The 18,050-nt window shown below is 33.1% G+C and carries 19 protein-coding genes; 1 reads left to right on the top strand and 18 read right to left on the bottom strand.

The annotated features are described in order from the left end of the window. Position 1 precedes the first annotated feature (1 nt). From RT261_RS14050 to RT261_RS14015, 8 genes are all read right to left on the bottom strand, one after another. Positions 2 to 379, bottom strand: a complete 378-nt coding sequence (locus RT261_RS14050; protein ID WP_313133384.1) for a hypothetical protein — start codon at positions 377 to 379, stop codon at positions 2 to 4. An 11-nt stretch (positions 380 to 390) separates the two neighbouring features. Further along, a complete protein-coding gene (locus tag RT261_RS14045; RefSeq protein ID WP_313133383.1) occupies positions 391 to 849 on the bottom strand; it encodes a hypothetical protein in 459 nt (152 codons plus the stop codon). A 192-nt stretch (positions 850 to 1,041) separates the two neighbouring features. Next, entirely contained in the window at positions 1,042 to 3,063 is a 2,022-nt protein-coding gene (locus tag RT261_RS14040; RefSeq protein ID WP_313133382.1) for a hypothetical protein, read from the bottom strand. A 217-nt stretch (positions 3,064 to 3,280) separates the two neighbouring features. After that, positions 3,281 to 5,071, bottom strand: a complete 1,791-nt coding sequence (locus RT261_RS14035) for a pilus assembly protein CpaF (protein ID WP_313133381.1) — start codon at positions 5,069 to 5,071, stop codon at positions 3,281 to 3,283. Positions 5,072 to 5,087: 16 nt separating this feature from the next. Further along, a complete protein-coding gene (locus RT261_RS14030) occupies positions 5,088 to 5,885 on the bottom strand; it encodes a hypothetical protein (protein WP_313133380.1) in 798 nt (265 codons plus the stop codon). Between the two features lie 2 nt (positions 5,886 to 5,887). Next, the gene (locus tag RT261_RS14025) at positions 5,888 to 6,550 is read right to left on the bottom strand and encodes a hypothetical protein (protein ID WP_313133379.1); all 663 of its coding nucleotides are present in this window, start codon (positions 6,548 to 6,550) and stop codon (positions 5,888 to 5,890) included. Then, complete coding sequence (locus tag RT261_RS14020) at positions 6,540 to 7,496, bottom strand: hypothetical protein (RefSeq protein ID WP_313133377.1); 957 nt, start codon at positions 7,494 to 7,496, stop codon at positions 6,540 to 6,542. The genes RT261_RS14025 and RT261_RS14020 overlap by 11 nt, the downstream gene beginning before the upstream one ends. Further along, positions 7,493 to 8,341 (bottom strand): hypothetical protein, encoded by an 849-nt coding sequence (locus RT261_RS14015; protein ID WP_313133376.1) that lies wholly within the window; start codon positions 8,339 to 8,341, stop codon positions 7,493 to 7,495. Before RT261_RS14015 ends, RT261_RS14020 begins: the two co-directional genes overlap by 4 nt. A 634-nt stretch (positions 8,342 to 8,975) precedes the next feature. Here RT261_RS14015 and RT261_RS14010 point away from each other — a divergent pair. Then, positions 8,976 to 9,542: a hypothetical protein gene (locus tag RT261_RS14010; protein WP_313133375.1), complete on the top strand. Its 567-nt coding sequence runs from the start codon at positions 8,976 to 8,978 to the stop codon at positions 9,540 to 9,542. Between the two features lie 263 nt (positions 9,543 to 9,805). Here the strand turns inward: RT261_RS14010 and RT261_RS14005 are convergent, their stop codons facing one another. The 10 genes from RT261_RS14005 to RT261_RS13960 form a co-directional block, all read right to left on the bottom strand. Next, entirely contained in the window at positions 9,806 to 10,297 is a 492-nt protein-coding gene (locus RT261_RS14005; protein ID WP_313133373.1) for an HD domain-containing protein, read from the bottom strand. 240 nt (positions 10,298 to 10,537) lie between these two features. Then, positions 10,538 to 10,690 carry a hypothetical protein gene (locus RT261_RS14000; RefSeq protein WP_313133371.1) on the bottom strand — a complete coding sequence of 51 codons (153 nt, stop codon included), beginning with the start codon at positions 10,688 to 10,690 and terminating at the stop codon, positions 10,538 to 10,540. Between the two features lie 101 nt (positions 10,691 to 10,791). Next, entirely contained in the window at positions 10,792 to 11,469 is a 678-nt protein-coding gene (pyrE, locus tag RT261_RS13995) for an orotate phosphoribosyltransferase (protein ID WP_313133370.1), read from the bottom strand. Positions 11,470 to 11,864: 395 nt separating this feature from the next. Beyond that, on the bottom strand, positions 11,865 to 12,767 hold the full coding sequence (locus RT261_RS13990; protein ID WP_313133368.1) for a dihydroorotate dehydrogenase: 903 nt from the start codon (positions 12,765 to 12,767) through the stop codon (positions 11,865 to 11,867). A gap of 127 nt (positions 12,768 to 12,894) precedes the next feature. Further along, complete coding sequence (locus tag RT261_RS13985; protein WP_313133367.1) at positions 12,895 to 13,662, bottom strand: dihydroorotate dehydrogenase electron transfer subunit; 768 nt, start codon at positions 13,660 to 13,662, stop codon at positions 12,895 to 12,897. A 202-nt stretch (positions 13,663 to 13,864) separates the two neighbouring features. Then, on the bottom strand, positions 13,865 to 15,712 hold the full coding sequence (locus RT261_RS13980) for a heavy metal translocating P-type ATPase (protein ID WP_313133365.1): 1,848 nt from the start codon (positions 15,710 to 15,712) through the stop codon (positions 13,865 to 13,867). Positions 15,713 to 15,920: 208 nt separating this feature from the next. Further along, entirely contained in the window at positions 15,921 to 16,142 is a 222-nt protein-coding gene (locus RT261_RS13975) for a cation transporter (RefSeq protein ID WP_313133363.1), read from the bottom strand. 103 nt (positions 16,143 to 16,245) lie between these two features. Continuing rightward, entirely contained in the window at positions 16,246 to 16,620 is a 375-nt protein-coding gene (locus RT261_RS13970; RefSeq protein WP_313133361.1) for an ArsR/SmtB family transcription factor, read from the bottom strand. Between the two features lie 265 nt (positions 16,621 to 16,885). Beyond that, positions 16,886 to 17,584 (bottom strand): hypothetical protein, encoded by a 699-nt coding sequence (locus tag RT261_RS13965; RefSeq protein WP_313133360.1) that lies wholly within the window; start codon positions 17,582 to 17,584, stop codon positions 16,886 to 16,888. A 125-nt stretch (positions 17,585 to 17,709) separates the two neighbouring features. After that, the coding region (locus tag RT261_RS13960) for a C40 family peptidase (protein WP_313133358.1) at positions 17,710 to 18,050 on the bottom strand (341 nt) is incomplete at its 5' end.

Genomic DNA, 18,050 nt, shown 5'->3' with positions numbered 1-18,050 from the left:
TTTATAAACTTTTATAAACTATTTTGACTATATTTCCAGATAAATCTACTTCATAAGTCTTTCTGTAATCAGTATTTGCTATAACTGAGAAGTCGAATTCCATAGGATTAAAATATTCTTTCTGCAAATAAATAGTATTAACTTCTACATCATATTCAAGATCACAAATCAAAGCTGCTATAACTTCCTTATGAGATACCTTATTATTCGCTGTCACATCAATTGGCTGCTCATTGAGCACTCCCTGTTTACTAATACCCTCTCTTATTACTGTGATTAATTTATATTGTTCTTTATACTGAATCAATAATAAGGTACCTGCTATGCAAAACATAAAGATAGCTCCAACTTTTTCTATCAATTCCTTTACATTTTCCATAATAAGCTGCTTTACTTTTGTACAAAGGAAATACCAATAATCGTATCATTTTTATCCCTTAGAATAGTACCTGTAAATTGCACTTTCTGATTGATGTAATTGGTACTTGTGATTGTTTGTGCATCCTTTACTGAAGCATTACTTTCTCCGCCAATTTCAATTTCACCGTTTGTTGAATAATTTAAGGTACGGTTATAATACACCATTGATTTTTTTGTAGATACAACGACTGCAATATCTTCTGTCTTATATTTATTAATTGCATTAATAACTTCACTGCCGGTTACATCCAATCCATCATACATAACCTTATCCTGTTCGCTAAATTCTTTGTTCATTCTGCTGATTTGTCCTATTCCATTGGTTGCTGCTGCATTGGCTTCTCTGGATATGTAAAATCCCAAACCAATTACTACGCATGTAATAATTACACCTGCTGCTAAAATTAGTCCCTTTAATGCATTACTCATATTATTATTCTCCTTTATTTGTACGTTTTTATTTTGAAGTCAGCTACCATCATATTAAAGTTCACTGTTTTTTCAATGTCCTCCTAACTTACTGACTTCACAAACCTGGCTTCAGATAATTCCTATCATTATATGATTTGTTTAGGCAGTATTTAATTACTTTCCACACTGTCTAAAACAATCTAACATTATTTACAAATTGTTCATCTGATTTAAATATGTAATCAATTGGGTAAACCCTTCTATCATAAATGGTATGATAAGATACAGCCCAATGGTTGTAATAAAAGGCAGCCATGCCATTATTGTTGCATAATTTGTCTTATTGCTTGTATATATTTTGTTCTCTAGTTTTCTCTTTTCCTGGTAATTAAAACGCTCTGCCCCAATTTCATCAAAGGCCTTTTCGATCCCTATTTTGTCGCACATCTGAAGTTTTTCGATTATATTTATAAATGGTTCAAAGGGCTCTTCCTCCTTTAATTCTTCCAAGGCTTCCAATTCGCCGGATTGTAAATTGTTAATACAGCTTTGTATGGACTTTTTAAATATATTTGCAAAGTTCTCCATCCATTTCAGTATAGTTTCCACTGTCATACGATCTATAAACATAATCATAAGTATGATACTTTGAAACTGAATCACTTCATCGTCCATAGCCATCTGACGTATTTTCTTTAATAGAATAAGTTGAAAGTACGGAAAGTAGTAAGTGATGACTGTTATTAATAATGCAATCAGTAATTTATACCATTTGTAATACTCCATCTGATACGCCTTAATTCTATAAATCACTTCTTCCGCTGTCATGGCCGCAAGCTGCTTACTTTTTAATACCCCTTTCTCTAATAAACTATACTCAACTTCCTCCTGTGTAACGGCCGCATTCTTATAACGACCTGCATAATCAACCACGGTCACCTTCATATCCCTGGTTTGTTTTTCTGATAACATGGAACTTACATAAGAAATATTGTCTGTGTTTGTAAGAAGCTGATTTCTTTTCTCTTTGTGGATACTAAAAGATATGATAATACAGCATAAGAAAGCGATTAAGCTATAAAGAGTACGTTTAAAGAGGAACTGAATAGGGGTAATGGATTCTCCTGCACGTTTAAGTAATTCCTGCAGCTTTAAAGTTTTTCCATAATTTTTATTCAAGATGTTCTCCAGATGTTTTTTTAAAATGGGAATTTGAGTGAAATAATCTATTAGAACATAATTCTTTACTTCTACTCTTAGATTTTCTTTCAAATGATTAATTATTTTATAAGAAATGGTTGTCATAACAAATATGAGAACCATGGTTAGAATGCCAAATGCACCATAATAATAGTCCTTTAACCCAGCAAAACTAGCTATTGCCCAGTCCTGTATTGCTTGTAAAAACAGAATCGGCATAAGGGCAATAAATATTAAGCCAGAAAATAAAAAGTTGATTTTTTCCCTGTTTACTATCTCGATATTTATTTCCTGACTCAAATACTTTAGATTCGTTAGAAACAAAGATTGATTTTCTACTTTTTTATCACCATATTTCATGATGATTACACTTAAGGCCAGGAAAGTTTTTATAAATCGATTGGGTATATACTGGTTATATTTAGTCACCTCCTCTTCTACATCTTCATCAGTAAGAACTTTGTGTATTTTAGAAATATGAAGTTTCATTGGATGTTCTGCATGTTCTAAAGTATCGTGAATTGCTTCATCTATCATTTCATGTTCCTGATAATAACGTCTCACACTACCAAAAAACTTATCGGATTGTTTCAAAAGTTTTATTTCACTTTTATCTAGAACAAGATAAACAATTTGACTATTAATAAAAAACAAATATGTAATAGAAAGAATGGCACTGTACAAGCTTGGTTTTCGAAGGAATATAAAATATATAATTCCTGTATCTATAAGCCAGGACATCATAATGGCTTTTGAAGTCTTAATTGCTATCTGCTTTGTATCCTCAGGCATTAATATTTCAAACTGCCTTTTTACTTTGTCGAAATATACTTTTGTAATAGGCATTTGAATAAAAAAATCGTACACTTTATAATAAAAAGAACCATTCACCCATCTTCTTCCTATATTATAAATGGAATACTCCTGCCTTTCTTCTATTTGCTTCCTTCCAAGATATAATAAATAAAATAACAGTAAAACAAAAACTGCCAGCAAGGCACATAAAATCTGAACCATTTGAATATTACTCATATAAAACTATGCTCCTTCCACCTCCAAAGACTTTGAATGAATAAATTTCTTTCAACCGTTCAAACATGATGTTACTTTACGACATCTTAAATAATAGCGGATGATATTCAAAATGAGACTTCCAATAGTTCCTCCTTTTAATGTTCTCAGAATAGAAAACATGGTCTTCCATTTGTGAAGATATTTTTCCTTACACTTCTCCTGCTATATAAAAGAACTAAAGTGATGAAAAGAAATTATTGCATTCTATTTGTTCTTCCTCCGTTAAATTATAATACATGGCCTTCATTGTCCGCCTGCTGGGTTTATCCTTCATTTGATATTTACCCTCTTGAAAAACAACAATATCTTTGGTTTGAAACCTATACTTTCGATTTCTTTTCTTATAATATTCACTCATATTCTCTCTTAAATTATCAGAATCAAACTCTTCATCCTCTACCGGAATTATTTCTGTAATCCTTTCAATATACCGATGTCCCTCTGGGGTTTTTATCATATGAATATCAAAATTAACCGTATCCACCACCTGTTCTTCTGCTATAATTTCATTCTTAAATCCACCTTCCTGAAGTAACGCATTTCTCAGATAAATTACCAATCCTTCTGTGGTTTTGGCATGATGAGTAAATAACGTAAATTTACTGGCAACCTGACTTAACTGAACTAACCATCTGGCTACCGGTGCCGATGCTACTTCCCCTAGAATAGTAACTGTCCCATCGGTTTTCTTTTGGATATCCAAAGCCTCTTGCCCGCTTACCGTGGCTGTCTCTTTAAAAGAGAGTATATTCCGATATGGATACAATTTTCTTAGATTCAATTCGAATATTAATTCTTGAATACGTAACGTAAAGATTGGGTTTATAAACTCCACCAGGGCTTTCAGTAAAGTGGTCTTACCGCAGCCTTGTTCACCGGTTATTGCAGTAACCTGGCAGCCTTTTATTAGCCACTTCACAGTTTCAATTGGTATATGACTTCCCTTATCTGTTATTAAGGCTTCCATATTAACTTTTTTAATACTATCAAATTTTCTTACAAAGAATGCCCAGTTTTCTGCAAATGGAGGCCTGACAACAATTACCCTGGAACCATCTTTCATTTCATTAATAATATATCCCTTAGCCGCACTAAGCTGCCCCGGATTATCATAACGATAAATATTTTTACACACTCTTTCCAGTTCCTTCTCACTGCCAAAGCTTAAGAAAGAAAAATGAATGGTTTTACCTTGGAAGAAAATCCATATACCATCATAGGCATTCGGAGGTACAACAACATCTTCCGAAAACATATCCTCTGAAAAGTGATAAAATATATTGGATATTCCAGACACACCTCCGCTGACTCCGTCGATTGCCATATCCCTGATTTCATCAATTGCTCCATGTCCTTTATACAATTGATAAATACGTTGTGTCAGTATTTCTAACTTATCAATGTAACTTAAAGTACCAATTTCATTCATATATGCTCTTTCAATATGTTCTTCCGTCATTTCATAGCTTATCTTTTCCTCTGTAACATGCATATTCTGATTATAATTTTCTATAAAGGCTTCCAATGCATCCGTGCCATGCTCTTTCTTATAGTGATACAGTAAAATATCAAATTTATCCTGATGGGTTAATCGGCTGTACTCTTGGAAAGGGATAATTTGATTGATGTTCTTTTCATTTACCTGAAACTTTAATTGAATCAAATCCTTAATATATTCTTTAATATATTCTTTTGCACCAATATCGCCGCAATTACAAGTCCTTAAAGCCTTTCTTAAAGCAGCTTTTCTTTTCTCCTTTTTCAAAGTTTCGTTTTTATTGAGATTCCATTGAGTGGCATCGGCGTTTAGAATTAAATTAAAAGTTTCTCTGACACTTTCTACAAGATACCGGATATTTAACTCTTGGGGATGATTTTGATTGAATGCATTCTTTTCTCTTTTAAATACAAAATAGAAGAAAATTAATAGAATAATGAGAATTGCCATAATAATTAATAAATTCATAAAATAACTCACCAAATTACCGCCTTTCTATTTCTGCATATTTCATAAGCTTTTTGACGGCCAGTTTTACTTGGTATATAAAATAACCATTGTTATCGTCTTTATCGCAATCCATATTTTTCGACATGAATTGAATTACCTGTCCATCTGATTGTGCATCCATATATTCGGTGTTATATGGTATAATTGCTGAGTTGTTATAATTTAACCACGAAAAAGATTTACGTAGATTTTGTAGATTATATCGGGAATTATGATCATAATTCCCGATTAAGTAAAACACTCTTTTATTCCGGATTCCACGTATATTAACGTAATCTTCTAATATACTTTTATTTTGATTAAGACAAATTACAACTATATCAGAATCCTTAATTATTTTCATTGATAAATCATTAATACCTGAATTAGTATCAATAAAAACAATATCGTGGTAATTTGATGTAGTGCGAAGAATACCCGTGATGGTTTTGCTGATATCACTCTCATATATTTTTCGATTGTCTTTTGCGGTGCCCGGAAGCAGATTCATATGTTTATTCAGCAGGGAGATACAACAGCTTTCAATCACTTCTCCATCTAATGGGGCAGATTTAATATATCGGGTCAGGGCGTCAATACCCGAATCCATAAAGAATTCCCGATCCTCCTTTAAAGATGAAATCAAAGGTGATTCCAAATTATTGAGCTTAAAATGAGTTTGAATTATCAAACTTTTGTATTGATGCAAAAGGGTACTCATAACTGCAATGGCCATTAAATTACTTGTGGTTCCAGATTGGCCGCACACATTACTCCAGAAAGCTATTTTCATAACTATTTCCCCCTTTCTGCCATATGATATGCATTTCTTAGTTCCTTTTTATTTACATTTACATTCAGTTTTATAATCAGCTCCTGTAAAAAAGACTTTGCAGGTTTTGACAGCTTAGGAAAAGAAAAATTAAGGTCATATTGACTTTGTATCCTGTATTTCATATCAATAGGATCCTGATATAGGACATAAACCTGCTCTTCCTCTATCATAAGATTACTTAACTGTTCCTGTATGTATTCCGGCTTAATCTTACATGGAAATACATCCTTTATAATTAAGTATTTTTCTCCATTCCCATTGTAAGAAATATTCTTTATCCGCTTTATATTGTGAAGCTGCAAGTCAGTAATAAACAGTACTTTCTCACATTGAGATAATATTGTGTTCCCAGTATCATAACCAAAATCAATTAATATGTAATCATACTTTTCCTTTTTATCTTTTTTATAATATTTCCCTTGTATAAAATCGATTCCACTATAATGAATATAATTATTTTCTTCTTTTAAAGTTTCCGGTATGGGTATACTCTGATACAGCGCTTCTGTTTCAGCATAATCTACCAGCAAAACTTTTTTTCCTAAATGATATAAAATTCTTGATAAATACAATATAATCTCATACTTATCACTTCCTAGAAAACCGATTAACCTATCCCCCATATATTATTTTTTCATCCTCCTGAACTTCATATGTATCTGTAATATAATATTCCTTTTGCTCCTCTGCCTCCATCTCATACTTTGTATTTTCTTCTTCTTTTGAAATCTTCTGCCCAATTTTCTCAGACAAAGTCCAGTTAACATTGGAAATATCAAGATTCATATAATCTGTCAATCTATTTTCCATTGCCTTTCTTAGGTTCTTATTTACTTCCCTTGAAGCCTTGTCTACTATATTCTTATCCTGCTCCACTAAAGTCAGGGTAGGTAGACTTGGCTGATAAGTAGGTATGGATTCTTCCTGCACATTAGGCTCGATATACTTTGTTGTGTAAAGAATGGTGCCGGTATAAAGATATGCATCAACAATTGCACTTGACATATTCAGAATCTCTTCTTCCTTTAACCAAAGAAAACACTGAAAGGATTCTATATTGGGAGAAAGGATTCGTTTTTTACTTAAAACGATATAGTCTTCACCATTTGGGAAACGGATTCGGACATCCACATAATCATTTTGAATCACATTACTATTGATAAAAAATATATTATATTCTACTTCTCTTAGATCACTTTCCACCATATTGCCGGTTAACATTCCTTTTATAACCTGAGTACCTGTACTAATATCCATTAGAGCTGTCATACCAATGTCTTCTTTTGTCATAAAGTAATTCTGTGGTTTATCTGAGCAAGATGCCCTATAAATGAAATCTTCTTCCGTAATCCGGCTGCCTGCTGGAATATCAACCTTTGCTTCATAGACAAGAACTTCTTTTGCTTCTAATTGTTCTTTTAAAACATTTAAATCATGCTGATACTCTTTTTTAATCCCCCTGATTATTGTAAAGTAAAAGGAAAGAAATGTTATACAAATAATTATTATACTAACTAAAGAAATAACAATGTAGCGCTGTGATGACCTTTTTAGCCTTCTTCTTATCATAAGTATACCTCCTTATGACTTATCTCAAGATTTCTCATTATCATTTCAACAGCTTTTTTTACTTCTTTTATAAAAACATAGTTTGGGTGGCTGCGCTTACATGAATAATTGCGCATTAAGAATTCAACAATATTCCCATGGGAAACCGCTTCCTGATACTCAAGATTGTAGGGAATTATTGCAATATTGGATTTATCGATTAGATGTGTTTTGGAAATTTTATTGATGTTAAGTTTAGATTTTTTTCTGTAACCGCTAATAATAAATACACATTTGTGTAATATAGAAGAATAATTATCAAAGAAATCCTGTATCATAGAATTATTTTGAGCCAGATTTACAACTATTAAATCAGCTTCATTTAATATAATTTTTGAACTAAGGTTATTTCCATTAGAAGTATCAATATATGTAATATCCGCAAATGTTTCAAACATATCAAGTATAGATTCAATCTTATCATATAAATCAAAGTCAAAAGTCCTTGTATTCGTAATGTTTGCAGGCGGAATATAATATAAGCTGCTATCTAAAATCTCCATGGAGACTTTTCTAATTACATTGGATATCTCTGTTGCTACCTGGGAAGCTTCCTGATATACAGGATATATATCTTCTATAGCTTCACGCAATACTACCTCACCTATCTTATAATTATAATCTTCTCTTAGACAGTAATTGGTATCGTGATATCTTAAAATATTATCTAATCTGTTTTTCTGACAATGATTCTCGAATAAAATTGCTTTGAATGAATACTCCAATACTGATGCAACACTAATACAAGCCAAATTACTGGTAACACCAATCTTCTCTTTGGCACTGCTCCAAAAAGCTATTTTCAATTATGTATTCCCCTTCCTATATGTATACTCTTATTTGTTACTAAATAATATAAGTAAATCAGTTCTTTTAAAAAGGTTAAATAAGTCACCTCCATAAAAATCATTAAAATTGGATTTAAAATTGAAACAAAAGAATTTAAGAATCTAGAAACTTAAGATAACTATATAATACACCATTATACTTTATTAGTAAAGTATATTTTTTCAAAAAATACATTATTTTACCTAAATAATGCTTATGTTGTCGTATTTTGTAATATCGTGACGAATACGAAAGGATAAATAAAGAGATAGATTTAGCACCCCAGCTTAAAGTTCATTTATAATCAATAAATTATAGTCTGCTTACTCCATCCACCTTTTTCAATTCAGCAAATTATTACAATTCAAGGAAAATTTTATTTTTTCAACAAATTATGTTATTATTAATACGTTGGAGAGTAATATACCCTTTTATAATTGGTTTTGTAAAATCTGACATATCTTAGTATTAGTTTATGTAGAATAAACGTATATCCAACAAATATTTCGAATATAATGAACTCTTAATTTATGTCCATTAAAATTGTAACCTTATTTATGTTGTTTAGTATTTAAACACCTATATTGATATAGTACAAGGAGAAATTATATTATGATTCAACAATTCAAAAATAATCATGCTATCAGAGCAACGTTATTAGTTTTATTTATATTCTTATTATTAACTGGTTGTAGTAAGAAGAATACAAATAATGATTTAGAATTTACCTTTGATAATAATAATAACTATACTGGGTTCAAAAATGCAAAAAAGATGAGTGTATCAGATGCTATAAAAAATGGATATTATATAAGCGAAAACGGATACATTGTGAGTGGAGAAGACAAATGGGATGAATTTGTTAATAAAGCAAATGACAACACAGAAACACAAATAAGAATGATGAAAATCGTAGAAGATAAAGATTATCTAGAATATATCGATTTCTTTTATAGAGATGAACTATACTATGCATTTAGTTCCAATACATCAGATAGTGTTAAAGTAGGATATAAATATTTGCATGTCTTAGAAGAATCAAAAGAAAATGATATAAAAATGTTCTTTATAGTATTAAGTAATGAGGAAAAATTGACATACAATCAGGTAATGGCCGATTTGCTATCAAGTCAAGCTAATGATGTGAATGATAGCATTCTTGTGTGGGGTATTAAATAAGCCCAAATTATTCATCATAATGCAATGCTAATAAATTTAATTATTATAAATACAATACCTCGAAAGCATCATATAACTTAATATAGTTTAGTATATGAAATATGTGAATACAGTACTTTTGTAATACTATTTTAATTTCTAACAGTTATTATCCATATGAGAAATTTAATTTACTTAAATATATGGGCGAGATTCTTTTATACTCGCCCTTTTACTTTGTGATTTAAATATTATTTATACTTTAATTATTAAAATCAGTCTAGTTATAATCCATTACTCCAATATAGTTCCAACAACGCACCATCGCCTAAATGTAAAGTCTCTCTCAGTGCGCAGAACTTGTCAGCCACACATACGATCCAGCTTTCTAAGTATACCGGCGGAATTGGTGTCAAAGGGAACATATGACGAAGAATGATATTGGTCTCTATAGGCGTAAGCTTAAAATCTTCACTGGCATTTACCAAAGCCTTGCGTGGGTGATGAAAACCATGAAGCCGATGTTCTGCACTATGCTCATGCCAATCGTATAAAAAATAATCATGGAGCAGCGCTCCACGAATTAATGCCTCATAATCCACTTTAAGGTGAAACTTCCATGCAATCCAACAACTCATAAGTGCCACTGCGATGCAATGCTGATACACGGTGACTTTACCGTGCTGCGGATATTGTTTCATTTGCATAATCCGTGAATGCATACACATTCTTCTAAGTTCATTTACAATCAATAATTTATAACATGTTTTATTCATTTCTTACGTAATCGATCCTCCATCTTGTTACCGCTGCTAGTTTAGTTTCAAAGTTATACCACCAAAGATTCAAAGGAAGAAAACCTGTCTTAAGCAACAAACTGCCATTTTGGGAGCATTAATTTAGCATAGCTAAATAACCCAGCATGGTTATATATAATTCAAGCAAAGCCGGATTTAAACTCATAATGACAGTTTTTTGAAGCTTATTAGCTTTATCAAAATCAATTTTTGTTACGATTAAAACAGTATATCTGACTTTTTCTTAAGCAATTTCCCACCGCTTATTATCATCATAACTCCACTTGCAATTCCAGCCACAATAAGTAAAATCCCCATGACTAAATTACCGATACCCACTGACTTCATAGTTGTATAGATTTTTTCACTCATATTTTTTTACCAGCCCTTCCAGAATTTTGCGTTTACCAGCTAGCTATTGTTTAGTCACATTAAGATGTCCTAACCTGTGACTGCTCCGCCGTCTTCATTCATTATTGTTCTGCACCGTACTGTTTATAATACGCGTCAATAGCAGTTTTTAATGTATCATCTATTACGATATTTCCATTATAAGGCTTATTATATAAATGTTCAACTACTTCTTCCATAGTAACTATAGCAGTTGTTTTTATTCCGTAAGTATCTTCAATTTCAGCTAATGCACTCTTACTTCCCTGCCCTTTTTCCATACGGTCTACGGAAACCACTAATCCAATTACATCTACATCACCTTGTGCCTTTAATATTGGCATAGTTTCACCAATGGAAGTTCCTGCTGTAGTTACATCTTCAATTATTATAATTCTGTCTTTATCTCTAATTGGACTTCCCAGAAGGATACCCTTATCACCATGATCTTTTACTTCTTTTCGGTTGGAACAGTATCCAATTTCTTTTCCATAGAATTCACTAATTGCCATAGATGCTGCCACACTTAAAGGAATACCTTTATAAGCCGGTCCGAATAATATATCAAAATCAAGTCCAAAGCGCTCTTTAATTGCCTTACTATAATATTCACCTAATTTTCTTAATTGGGAACCGGTACGGTAAAATCCTGCATTAATAAAGAAAGGGGTTTTTCTGCCGCTCTTTGTTGTGAAATCACCAAATTTTAATACTCCACAATCTACCATGAATTCTATAAACTCTTTTTTGTATTGTTCCATTTTTATCCTCCTGATTGTATTGGATTTATCCTAAGAAAAATTATATCTCTTATCAGAAAAATCCTGTAATTTCATTCTATATTACTATTTAGACACTTGCTCCCACTGCATGCCGCATCTGCTTGCAGATGTGGCACTGCCACAAATCAGGGGTGTGAATTAGGCATTCTAATAATTCACACTTGCTTCCACTGCATGCCACGTCTGCTTGCAGATGTGGCACTGCCACAAATCAGGGGTGTGAATTAGGCATTCTAATAATTCACACTTGCTCCCACTGCATGCCACGTCTGCTTGCAGATGTGGCACTGCCACAAATCAGGGTGTGAATTAGGCATTTCAATAATTCACACTCCTCATTTTGTTCTCATTATTTCATATTGTAATTCTGTTTATTACTTTACACAACCAATTAAATCATTAATATCTTCCACATGATATTTTTTCATGTATTCTTCGATATCCGTAATCACATCCTGAGTAGCCATAGGATTGGTAAAATTAGCAGTTCCTACAGCAACAGCAGTTGCTCCTGCCATTATAAATTCAATGGCATCCTCACCGGTCATAATTCCTCCCATGCCTATAATAGGAATCTTTACAGCATTAGCTACTTGATAAACCATACGTACAGCAATGGGTTTTATTGCAGGTCCGGATAGTCCACCGGTTTTATTGGCTAATTGAAAAGCTTTCTTATGGATATCAATCTTCATTCCGGTAAGCGTATTGATTAATGACAACGCATCTGCACCTGCTGCTTCTGCTGCTTTGGCCGCTTCTGTAATATCCGTTACATTTGGACTCAATTTCATGATAATGGGCTGTTTTGCACGCTTTTTTATTTCTTTTGTAATATTTTCAACTGCTGCACAATTTTGTCCAAATGCAATTCCACCTTCTTTTACGTTGGGACAGGATATATTTATTTCCAGCATATCTACGTCATAATCTGCCAATTTCTCTACTACTTCACAGTAATCTTCAACACTTTTTCCACATACGTTCACGATTACATTGGTATCATAATCAAGCAGAAAGGGTAAATCCCTTTTTACAAATACGTCAATTCCGGGATTTTGCAAGCCAATTGCATTTAACATACCGCTATGGGTTTCTGCAATTCTGGGTGTTGGATTCCCCAGCCAAGGTATATTGGATACACCTTTTGTTGTTACAGCCCCCAATTTATTCAAATCTACAAATTGGCTATATTCCATACCGGAACCAAAGGTACCGGAAGCAGTTGTTACTGGATTCTTCCATTCCACACCTGCTATATTTATTTTTGTGTTCATTTTTTTAAATTCTCTCCTATCTATCCTGAGGATAATAAATCATTCTAGACTATACTATATTTATCAATATAAATTATTGTGAAAACTATACTTGTCTTATTCTTTCATTTTATATTTCTAGTATTGACTATAATTCCACTTCTTCTGCATAAAATACCGGCCCATCCTTACAAATACGTTTATTTTTAACATGGGTATGATGATCAATTTCTTTTGATTTGCATACACAAGCTAAACATGCACCAATACCGCAAGCCATCTTTTCTTCCATGGATATTTGTGCTTTAATACCATTCTCCAAAGCAAAGGTCTTTATTCCCCGAAGCATCGGAGTAGGTCCGCAGGCGAATATAATATCACCTTCCAGATGATTTTCCTTTATAGCATCTATTACATTTCCTTTCGTCCCGGCACTGCCATCTTCTGTGGATAAATAAACTTGTCCATATGGCACAAATTCTTCATTTAAGAAAGTCTCATCCCGATAGCCCAGTACAATCTGCTTTTCACAAGATAATTGCTTTGCCAGCTCTAACATAGGAGGTATGCCAATTCCTCCTCCAATAAGGATTGCTTTCTTTCCTTCCGGATGGAAGCCATTTCCTAAAGGTCCCATAACTTCTATCTTATCAGATACCTTATATTTTGAGAATTCTTCTGTTCCTCTACCAACTACGCGGTAAACCAATCTCAGCATTCCATTATCTTTGTCTATTTCACATATGCTGATTGGCCTTGGAAGTAAACGATTCTCACTTTTACAATACAAGGATATAAACTGACCCGGTTTTGCACTGGCCGCAATATCCTTTTCTTTGATCCACATGCTATAGATATCCTCTGTCAATTTTGTGATTGAGGTAATCACAGCAGCTCTCTTAAAGGTCTCTGCCATAGCTTCTCATCTCCTTATTTTAATCATTCTTCTAATATTTATCTTAATCAATCGGTTACTTATTGATTACTTTCCTGAAATCTTACTTATTATAATCGAAATGTACTGATTACACAAGTCCTTCCCAATTTTTTTGTAATGCCAATATATAAAAAAAAGCTTTGCCGGATAAAGAGAAATCCGGCAAAGCGTCTTTTTAAATTTATTGTAGTTTCTTTACATTCAAAGCTCTAAAGGAGTTTATAATGGCGATTACCGTAACTCCTACATCTGCAAATACCGCAGCCCACATGGTAGCTAAACCAAGGGCACTTAATATAAGAACGATGATTTTTACTCCTATTGCAAACATGGTATTCTGATTTGCAATTGTCAATGTCTTCTTGGAGATTTTCATTGCAGTTGCTATTTTGGAAGGTTCATCCGTCATAATAACGATATCTGCTGCCTCTATGGCTGCATCAGAACCTAAACCGCCCATAGCCATTCCAATATCCGCACGGGCTAGTACAGGAGCATCATTAATTCCGTCACCTACAAAACTCAGCTTTCCTTTTTGGGATTTTGATTGGAAGATTTCTTCCAGTTTCTCAACTTTATTGGTTGGAAGTAACTCAGAATATACCTTGTCTATTCCTAGATCTTCCGCCACTTTATTAGCAACTTCTTTATTATCCCCAGTTAACATAACCAATTGTTTAATTCCAGCTGATTTTAAGTCATGTATTGCTTGCTTAGCATCCGGTTTTAATTCATCTGCAATTAGAATATAACCCATATATTGCTGATCTACTGCAACATGGACAACCGTGCCGATTAATTTTTCTTTAGAGTATGACACATTTTGCTTATCCATTAACTTGGCATTACCAACAGCTACTGACTTTCCATCAATCTCTGCAATCACGCCATGACCTGACACTTCTTCCACATTAGCAATTCTTGTATTATCTATATTTTTACCATAAGCATTTTTTAACGATATAGAGATTGGATGATTGGAGTAACTTTCTGCAAAAGCAGCTAATTCCAGCAATTCTTCTTTTGAAATGCCCTGTGGCTCCACTTCCTGTACTGTAAATACACCTTTTGTTAAAGTTCCTGTTTTATCAAACACAACTATTTCTGTTTTCGCTAAGGCTTCCAGATAATTGCTTCCCTTTACCAGAATACCCTTTTTGGACGCACCGCCAATTCCGCCAAAAAAACTAAGGGGAATGGATATAACAAGTGCGCAAGGACAAGATACTACAAGGAAGTTTAATGCTCTGTAAATCCAGTCACTAAATTCCTGGCCCTTTACTAAAAGAGGAGGTGCAAATGCAAGAATTACTGCAATAATTACTACAATGGGTGTATAATATCTGGCAAATTTAGTGATAAACCGCTCAGAATTGGACTTTTTGCTGCTTGCATTCTCAACCAAATCCAGTATTTTGCTTACCGTTGATTCCCCAAATTCTTTTGTAACTTCCACGGTAAGAACACCATTCATATTGATGCATCCGCTTAAAATGTCATCTCCGGTTTCTATTTCACGGGGAACGGATTCTCCCGTTAAGGCAGTGGTATCAAGCATCGAATTTCCTTCTATGACCTTACCGTCCAGCGGAACTTTTTCTCCTGGCTTGATTACGATAATATCACCAATTTGTACTTCCTCCGGATCTATAGTTTCAATTTCATCTCCTCGTTTTACATTTGCATAATCCGGTCTTATATCCATTAAACTAGATATGGATTTTCTGGACTGGGCAACTGCATAACTTTGAAACAATTCACCAACTTGATAAAATAGCATAACTGCAACAGCTTCCGGATATTCTCCTACAAAGAAAGCTCCAATGGTTGCAAGGCTCATTAAGAAATTTTCATCAAACACATTACCTTTAATAATATTTCTTAAAGCCATTAATACGACATCCCCGCCAACTATAATATAGCTTATGATAAATAATGCAAGTCCTATCCAGGGATTATTTATAGGTAATAACGCTGCCCCAAGCAGGACAACTCCCCCAATTATAATACGCCAAAGTCTTTTTTTCATATAAATCCTCCAAGCTTCCGTGCCTGCGAATACGAATGCAAACACAATATTTGCAAGCGAATTGTCACAATTCACTTTTCCCCTCCCGCTACAGCAGAAAAACTTCGTGCCTATATCTGCCTACTAAACGGTTGTATTTTCTGTTCTATAAACAAAATCTATATAATTTGAATAAGTAGATTTCATTTACAGATCCGACTTTTGTATTCTATGCTTTTTTCATATTTACAGAAGGCTCAAATTTCTTAACAATCTTTTCTGCTTCTGAAATTATGGTTTCCGTTTTTTCATCCTCACATTCAATAACCAGTTTTGTAGTCATAAAATTAACTGTAGCAGATTTAACTCCATCTAATTTATTAATTTCTCCTTCAATTTTTGATGCACAATGAGCACAATCTAAACCTTCTAAACGAAATGTCTTCTTCATAACAACCTCTATTCCGGCGCTTAAGCACCCTTTTATTTTTTATTTTGATATTTACTTTCAATACATTTTGCAATATTAAGCCAAAACGGCTATGAAGTTTAATTTAACCTTCATTCTCTTCTTCTCTAATATGTTCTAAGCCTTTTTCAAATATTTCTTTTACATGATCATCTGAAAGAGAATAATAAACTACTTTACCATCTCTTCTAAATTTCACTAGATTTGCCTGTTTCAGAGATCTTAACTGATGCGATATTGCTGATTTGGTCATATTCAATAAAACTGCTAAGTCACAAACACACATTTCACTTTCGTCCAATGCCCACATAATCTTAACTCTTGTACTATCACCTAAAACTTTAAAAAAATCCGATAGATCATAAAGTATATCTTCCTCCGGCATCTTCTTTTTTACAGATTCAACTACATCACTATGGATTACATCACAATCACAAAGAATAGTTTCATTTTTCGCCATAGGAACACCCCTTTCTTTTTTTGTCTTTAATTGAATAGTTGTTCAACTGTTGTTTTTATTATAGTTGAATACATGCTCAATTGTCAATACCTTTTTTAAAAATAAAAAATAACTATTATAAATAAATTCTCTTTGCCATGCTTTTTTCACGGTCGAGCATCTATTTTTATAATAGTTATTTTATAGGTTTTATCTGATTTTATGAGCTTTATATACTTAAGGAAAAGGATCCTGTCTTTTTTTACATTCCTCTGCACAATCCTGATTATTTTGAAACTTTCTGTAATTTATCAATGAAATCCTTTAAAGTTGCATCCTCTTTAACAGCACTTGCTAATTCTGTATTAACTCTCTCAATTTCGGTTTCAATTTCTTTTTCCTGTGATAGTTTATTAATATGGTCTTGTAAGTCAGGAGCACTGGTATCATGTTCTATAGCCAATGTACCTTTACTATCCATAATTACATAAACCACACTCATCCCTGGAACTTCTGTTTTTATATGAAAGAGCTTCATATAATAAGTAGTAAACGCAAAATAGGTTCCTTCTTTCAGACCAGGTTTTATAATGGTTTTTACATCATTATATTTTTCAATTCCTTCTCGTTTTTCCGCAATGGACTCTGCCGCTTTATCAGCCTCCTGTCCCTTTGTGGCTGAGAGAACCTTTTTATCTACTTTTTCTGTATCGCCGTAGTACTCTTTTATTAAGGCATTGATTTCTTTTTTTGCTTCGGCGGTTACTTCAATTGGTTTAACTTCTTCTTTCATATCCCTATCCTCTGATGCTGCGTCCTTTTCTTCTACCATTTCCGGCTTATTATCACTTACTTCTTCCTTGTTCGCGCTTAGAATTTCTGCTTCTTTTTTGCCTTTATTTAGACTTGTAGCAATCATGATAGAAAATACAGCAAGAACTGCAATACTTATACTTAAAATTTTGATTCTATTTTTTTGATTCATAATGACTCCAATCTATTTATCAATTTTAAAAAAGGCCTGCTGCAGTAGTCTTTCCCATAATGAGATGACAACCTGCAACAACCCTCTAATTACCTTTATAGAAAATAAGCATTTTAAGATATTTATTACTTAATATATCTAACCGCTTTTACAGGTTGTCTATAATTATAGTTTGTAATTCTGATTCCGGTTTCAGGACTGCTTGCATGTATTACTCTTCCATTTCCAATATAAATAGCAACATGATTGATCACACCGTTTCTGCTATAGAATATTAAATCGCCTGTTTGAACATTACTAATGGAGATTTCGCTTCCTCCTGCTGCCTGACTACGTGAATCTCTTGGAATGCTAACTCCGTTATCTCTAAATACGGATTGTGTAAATCCAGAACAATCAGCACCATGAGTTAAACTTGTTCCTCCCCAAACATATGGATTACCTAAGAATCTTAAAGCATAATTTA

The sequence above is a fragment of the Anaerocolumna sp. genome (genome assembly GCF_032079385.1).
In the GTDB taxonomy this organism is placed as follows: domain Bacteria; phylum Bacillota; class Clostridia; order Lachnospirales; family Lachnospiraceae; genus Anaerocolumna.
The sequence above is the reverse complement of the archived record's forward strand: the minus strand, read 5'-3'. Positions and strand labels throughout refer to the sequence as shown.

Coding starts and splice junctions, on each gene's coding strand:
- pyrE (WP_313133370.1), bottom strand. CDS start 11,469: ATGGAACAATACAAAAAAGAGTTTATAGAATTCATGGTAGATTGTGGA.
- RT261_RS14025 (WP_313133379.1), bottom strand. CDS start 6,550: ATGGGGGATAGGTTAATCGGTTTTCTAGGAAGTGATAAGTATGAGATT.
- RT261_RS13980 (WP_313133365.1), bottom strand. CDS start 15,712: ATGAAAAAAAGACTTTGGCGTATTATAATTGGGGGAGTTGTCCTGCTT.
- RT261_RS14035 (WP_313133381.1), bottom strand. CDS start 5,071: ATGAATTTATTAATTATTATGGCAATTCTCATTATTCTATTAATTTTC.
- RT261_RS13985 (WP_313133367.1), bottom strand. CDS start 13,662: ATGGCAGAGACCTTTAAGAGAGCTGCTGTGATTACCTCAATCACAAAA.
- RT261_RS14030 (WP_313133380.1), bottom strand. CDS start 5,885: ATGAAAATAGCTTTCTGGAGTAATGTGTGCGGCCAATCTGGAACCACA.
- RT261_RS14000 (WP_313133371.1), bottom strand. CDS start 10,690: ATGAGTGAAAAAATCTATACAACTATGAAGTCAGTGGGTATCGGTAAT.
- RT261_RS14020 (WP_313133377.1), bottom strand. CDS start 7,496: ATGATAAGAAGAAGGCTAAAAAGGTCATCACAGCGCTACATTGTTATT.
- RT261_RS14005 (WP_313133373.1), bottom strand. CDS start 10,297: ATGAATAAAACATGTTATAAATTATTGATTGTAAATGAACTTAGAAGA.
- RT261_RS14010 (WP_313133375.1), top strand. CDS start 8,976: ATGATTCAACAATTCAAAAATAATCATGCTATCAGAGCAACGTTATTA.
- RT261_RS13975 (WP_313133363.1), bottom strand. CDS start 16,142: ATGAAGAAGACATTTCGTTTAGAAGGTTTAGATTGTGCTCATTGTGCA.
- RT261_RS14045 (WP_313133383.1), bottom strand. CDS start 849: ATGAGTAATGCATTAAAGGGACTAATTTTAGCAGCAGGTGTAATTATT.
- RT261_RS13990 (WP_313133368.1), bottom strand. CDS start 12,767: ATGAACACAAAAATAAATATAGCAGGTGTGGAATGGAAGAATCCAGTA.
- RT261_RS14040 (WP_313133382.1), bottom strand. CDS start 3,063: ATGAGTAATATTCAAATGGTTCAGATTTTATGTGCCTTGCTGGCAGTT.
- RT261_RS13965 (WP_313133360.1), bottom strand. CDS start 17,584: ATGAATCAAAAAAATAGAATCAAAATTTTAAGTATAAGTATTGCAGTT.
- RT261_RS13970 (WP_313133361.1), bottom strand. CDS start 16,620: ATGGCGAAAAATGAAACTATTCTTTGTGATTGTGATGTAATCCATAGT.
- RT261_RS14050 (WP_313133384.1), bottom strand. CDS start 379: ATGGAAAATGTAAAGGAATTGATAGAAAAAGTTGGAGCTATCTTTATG.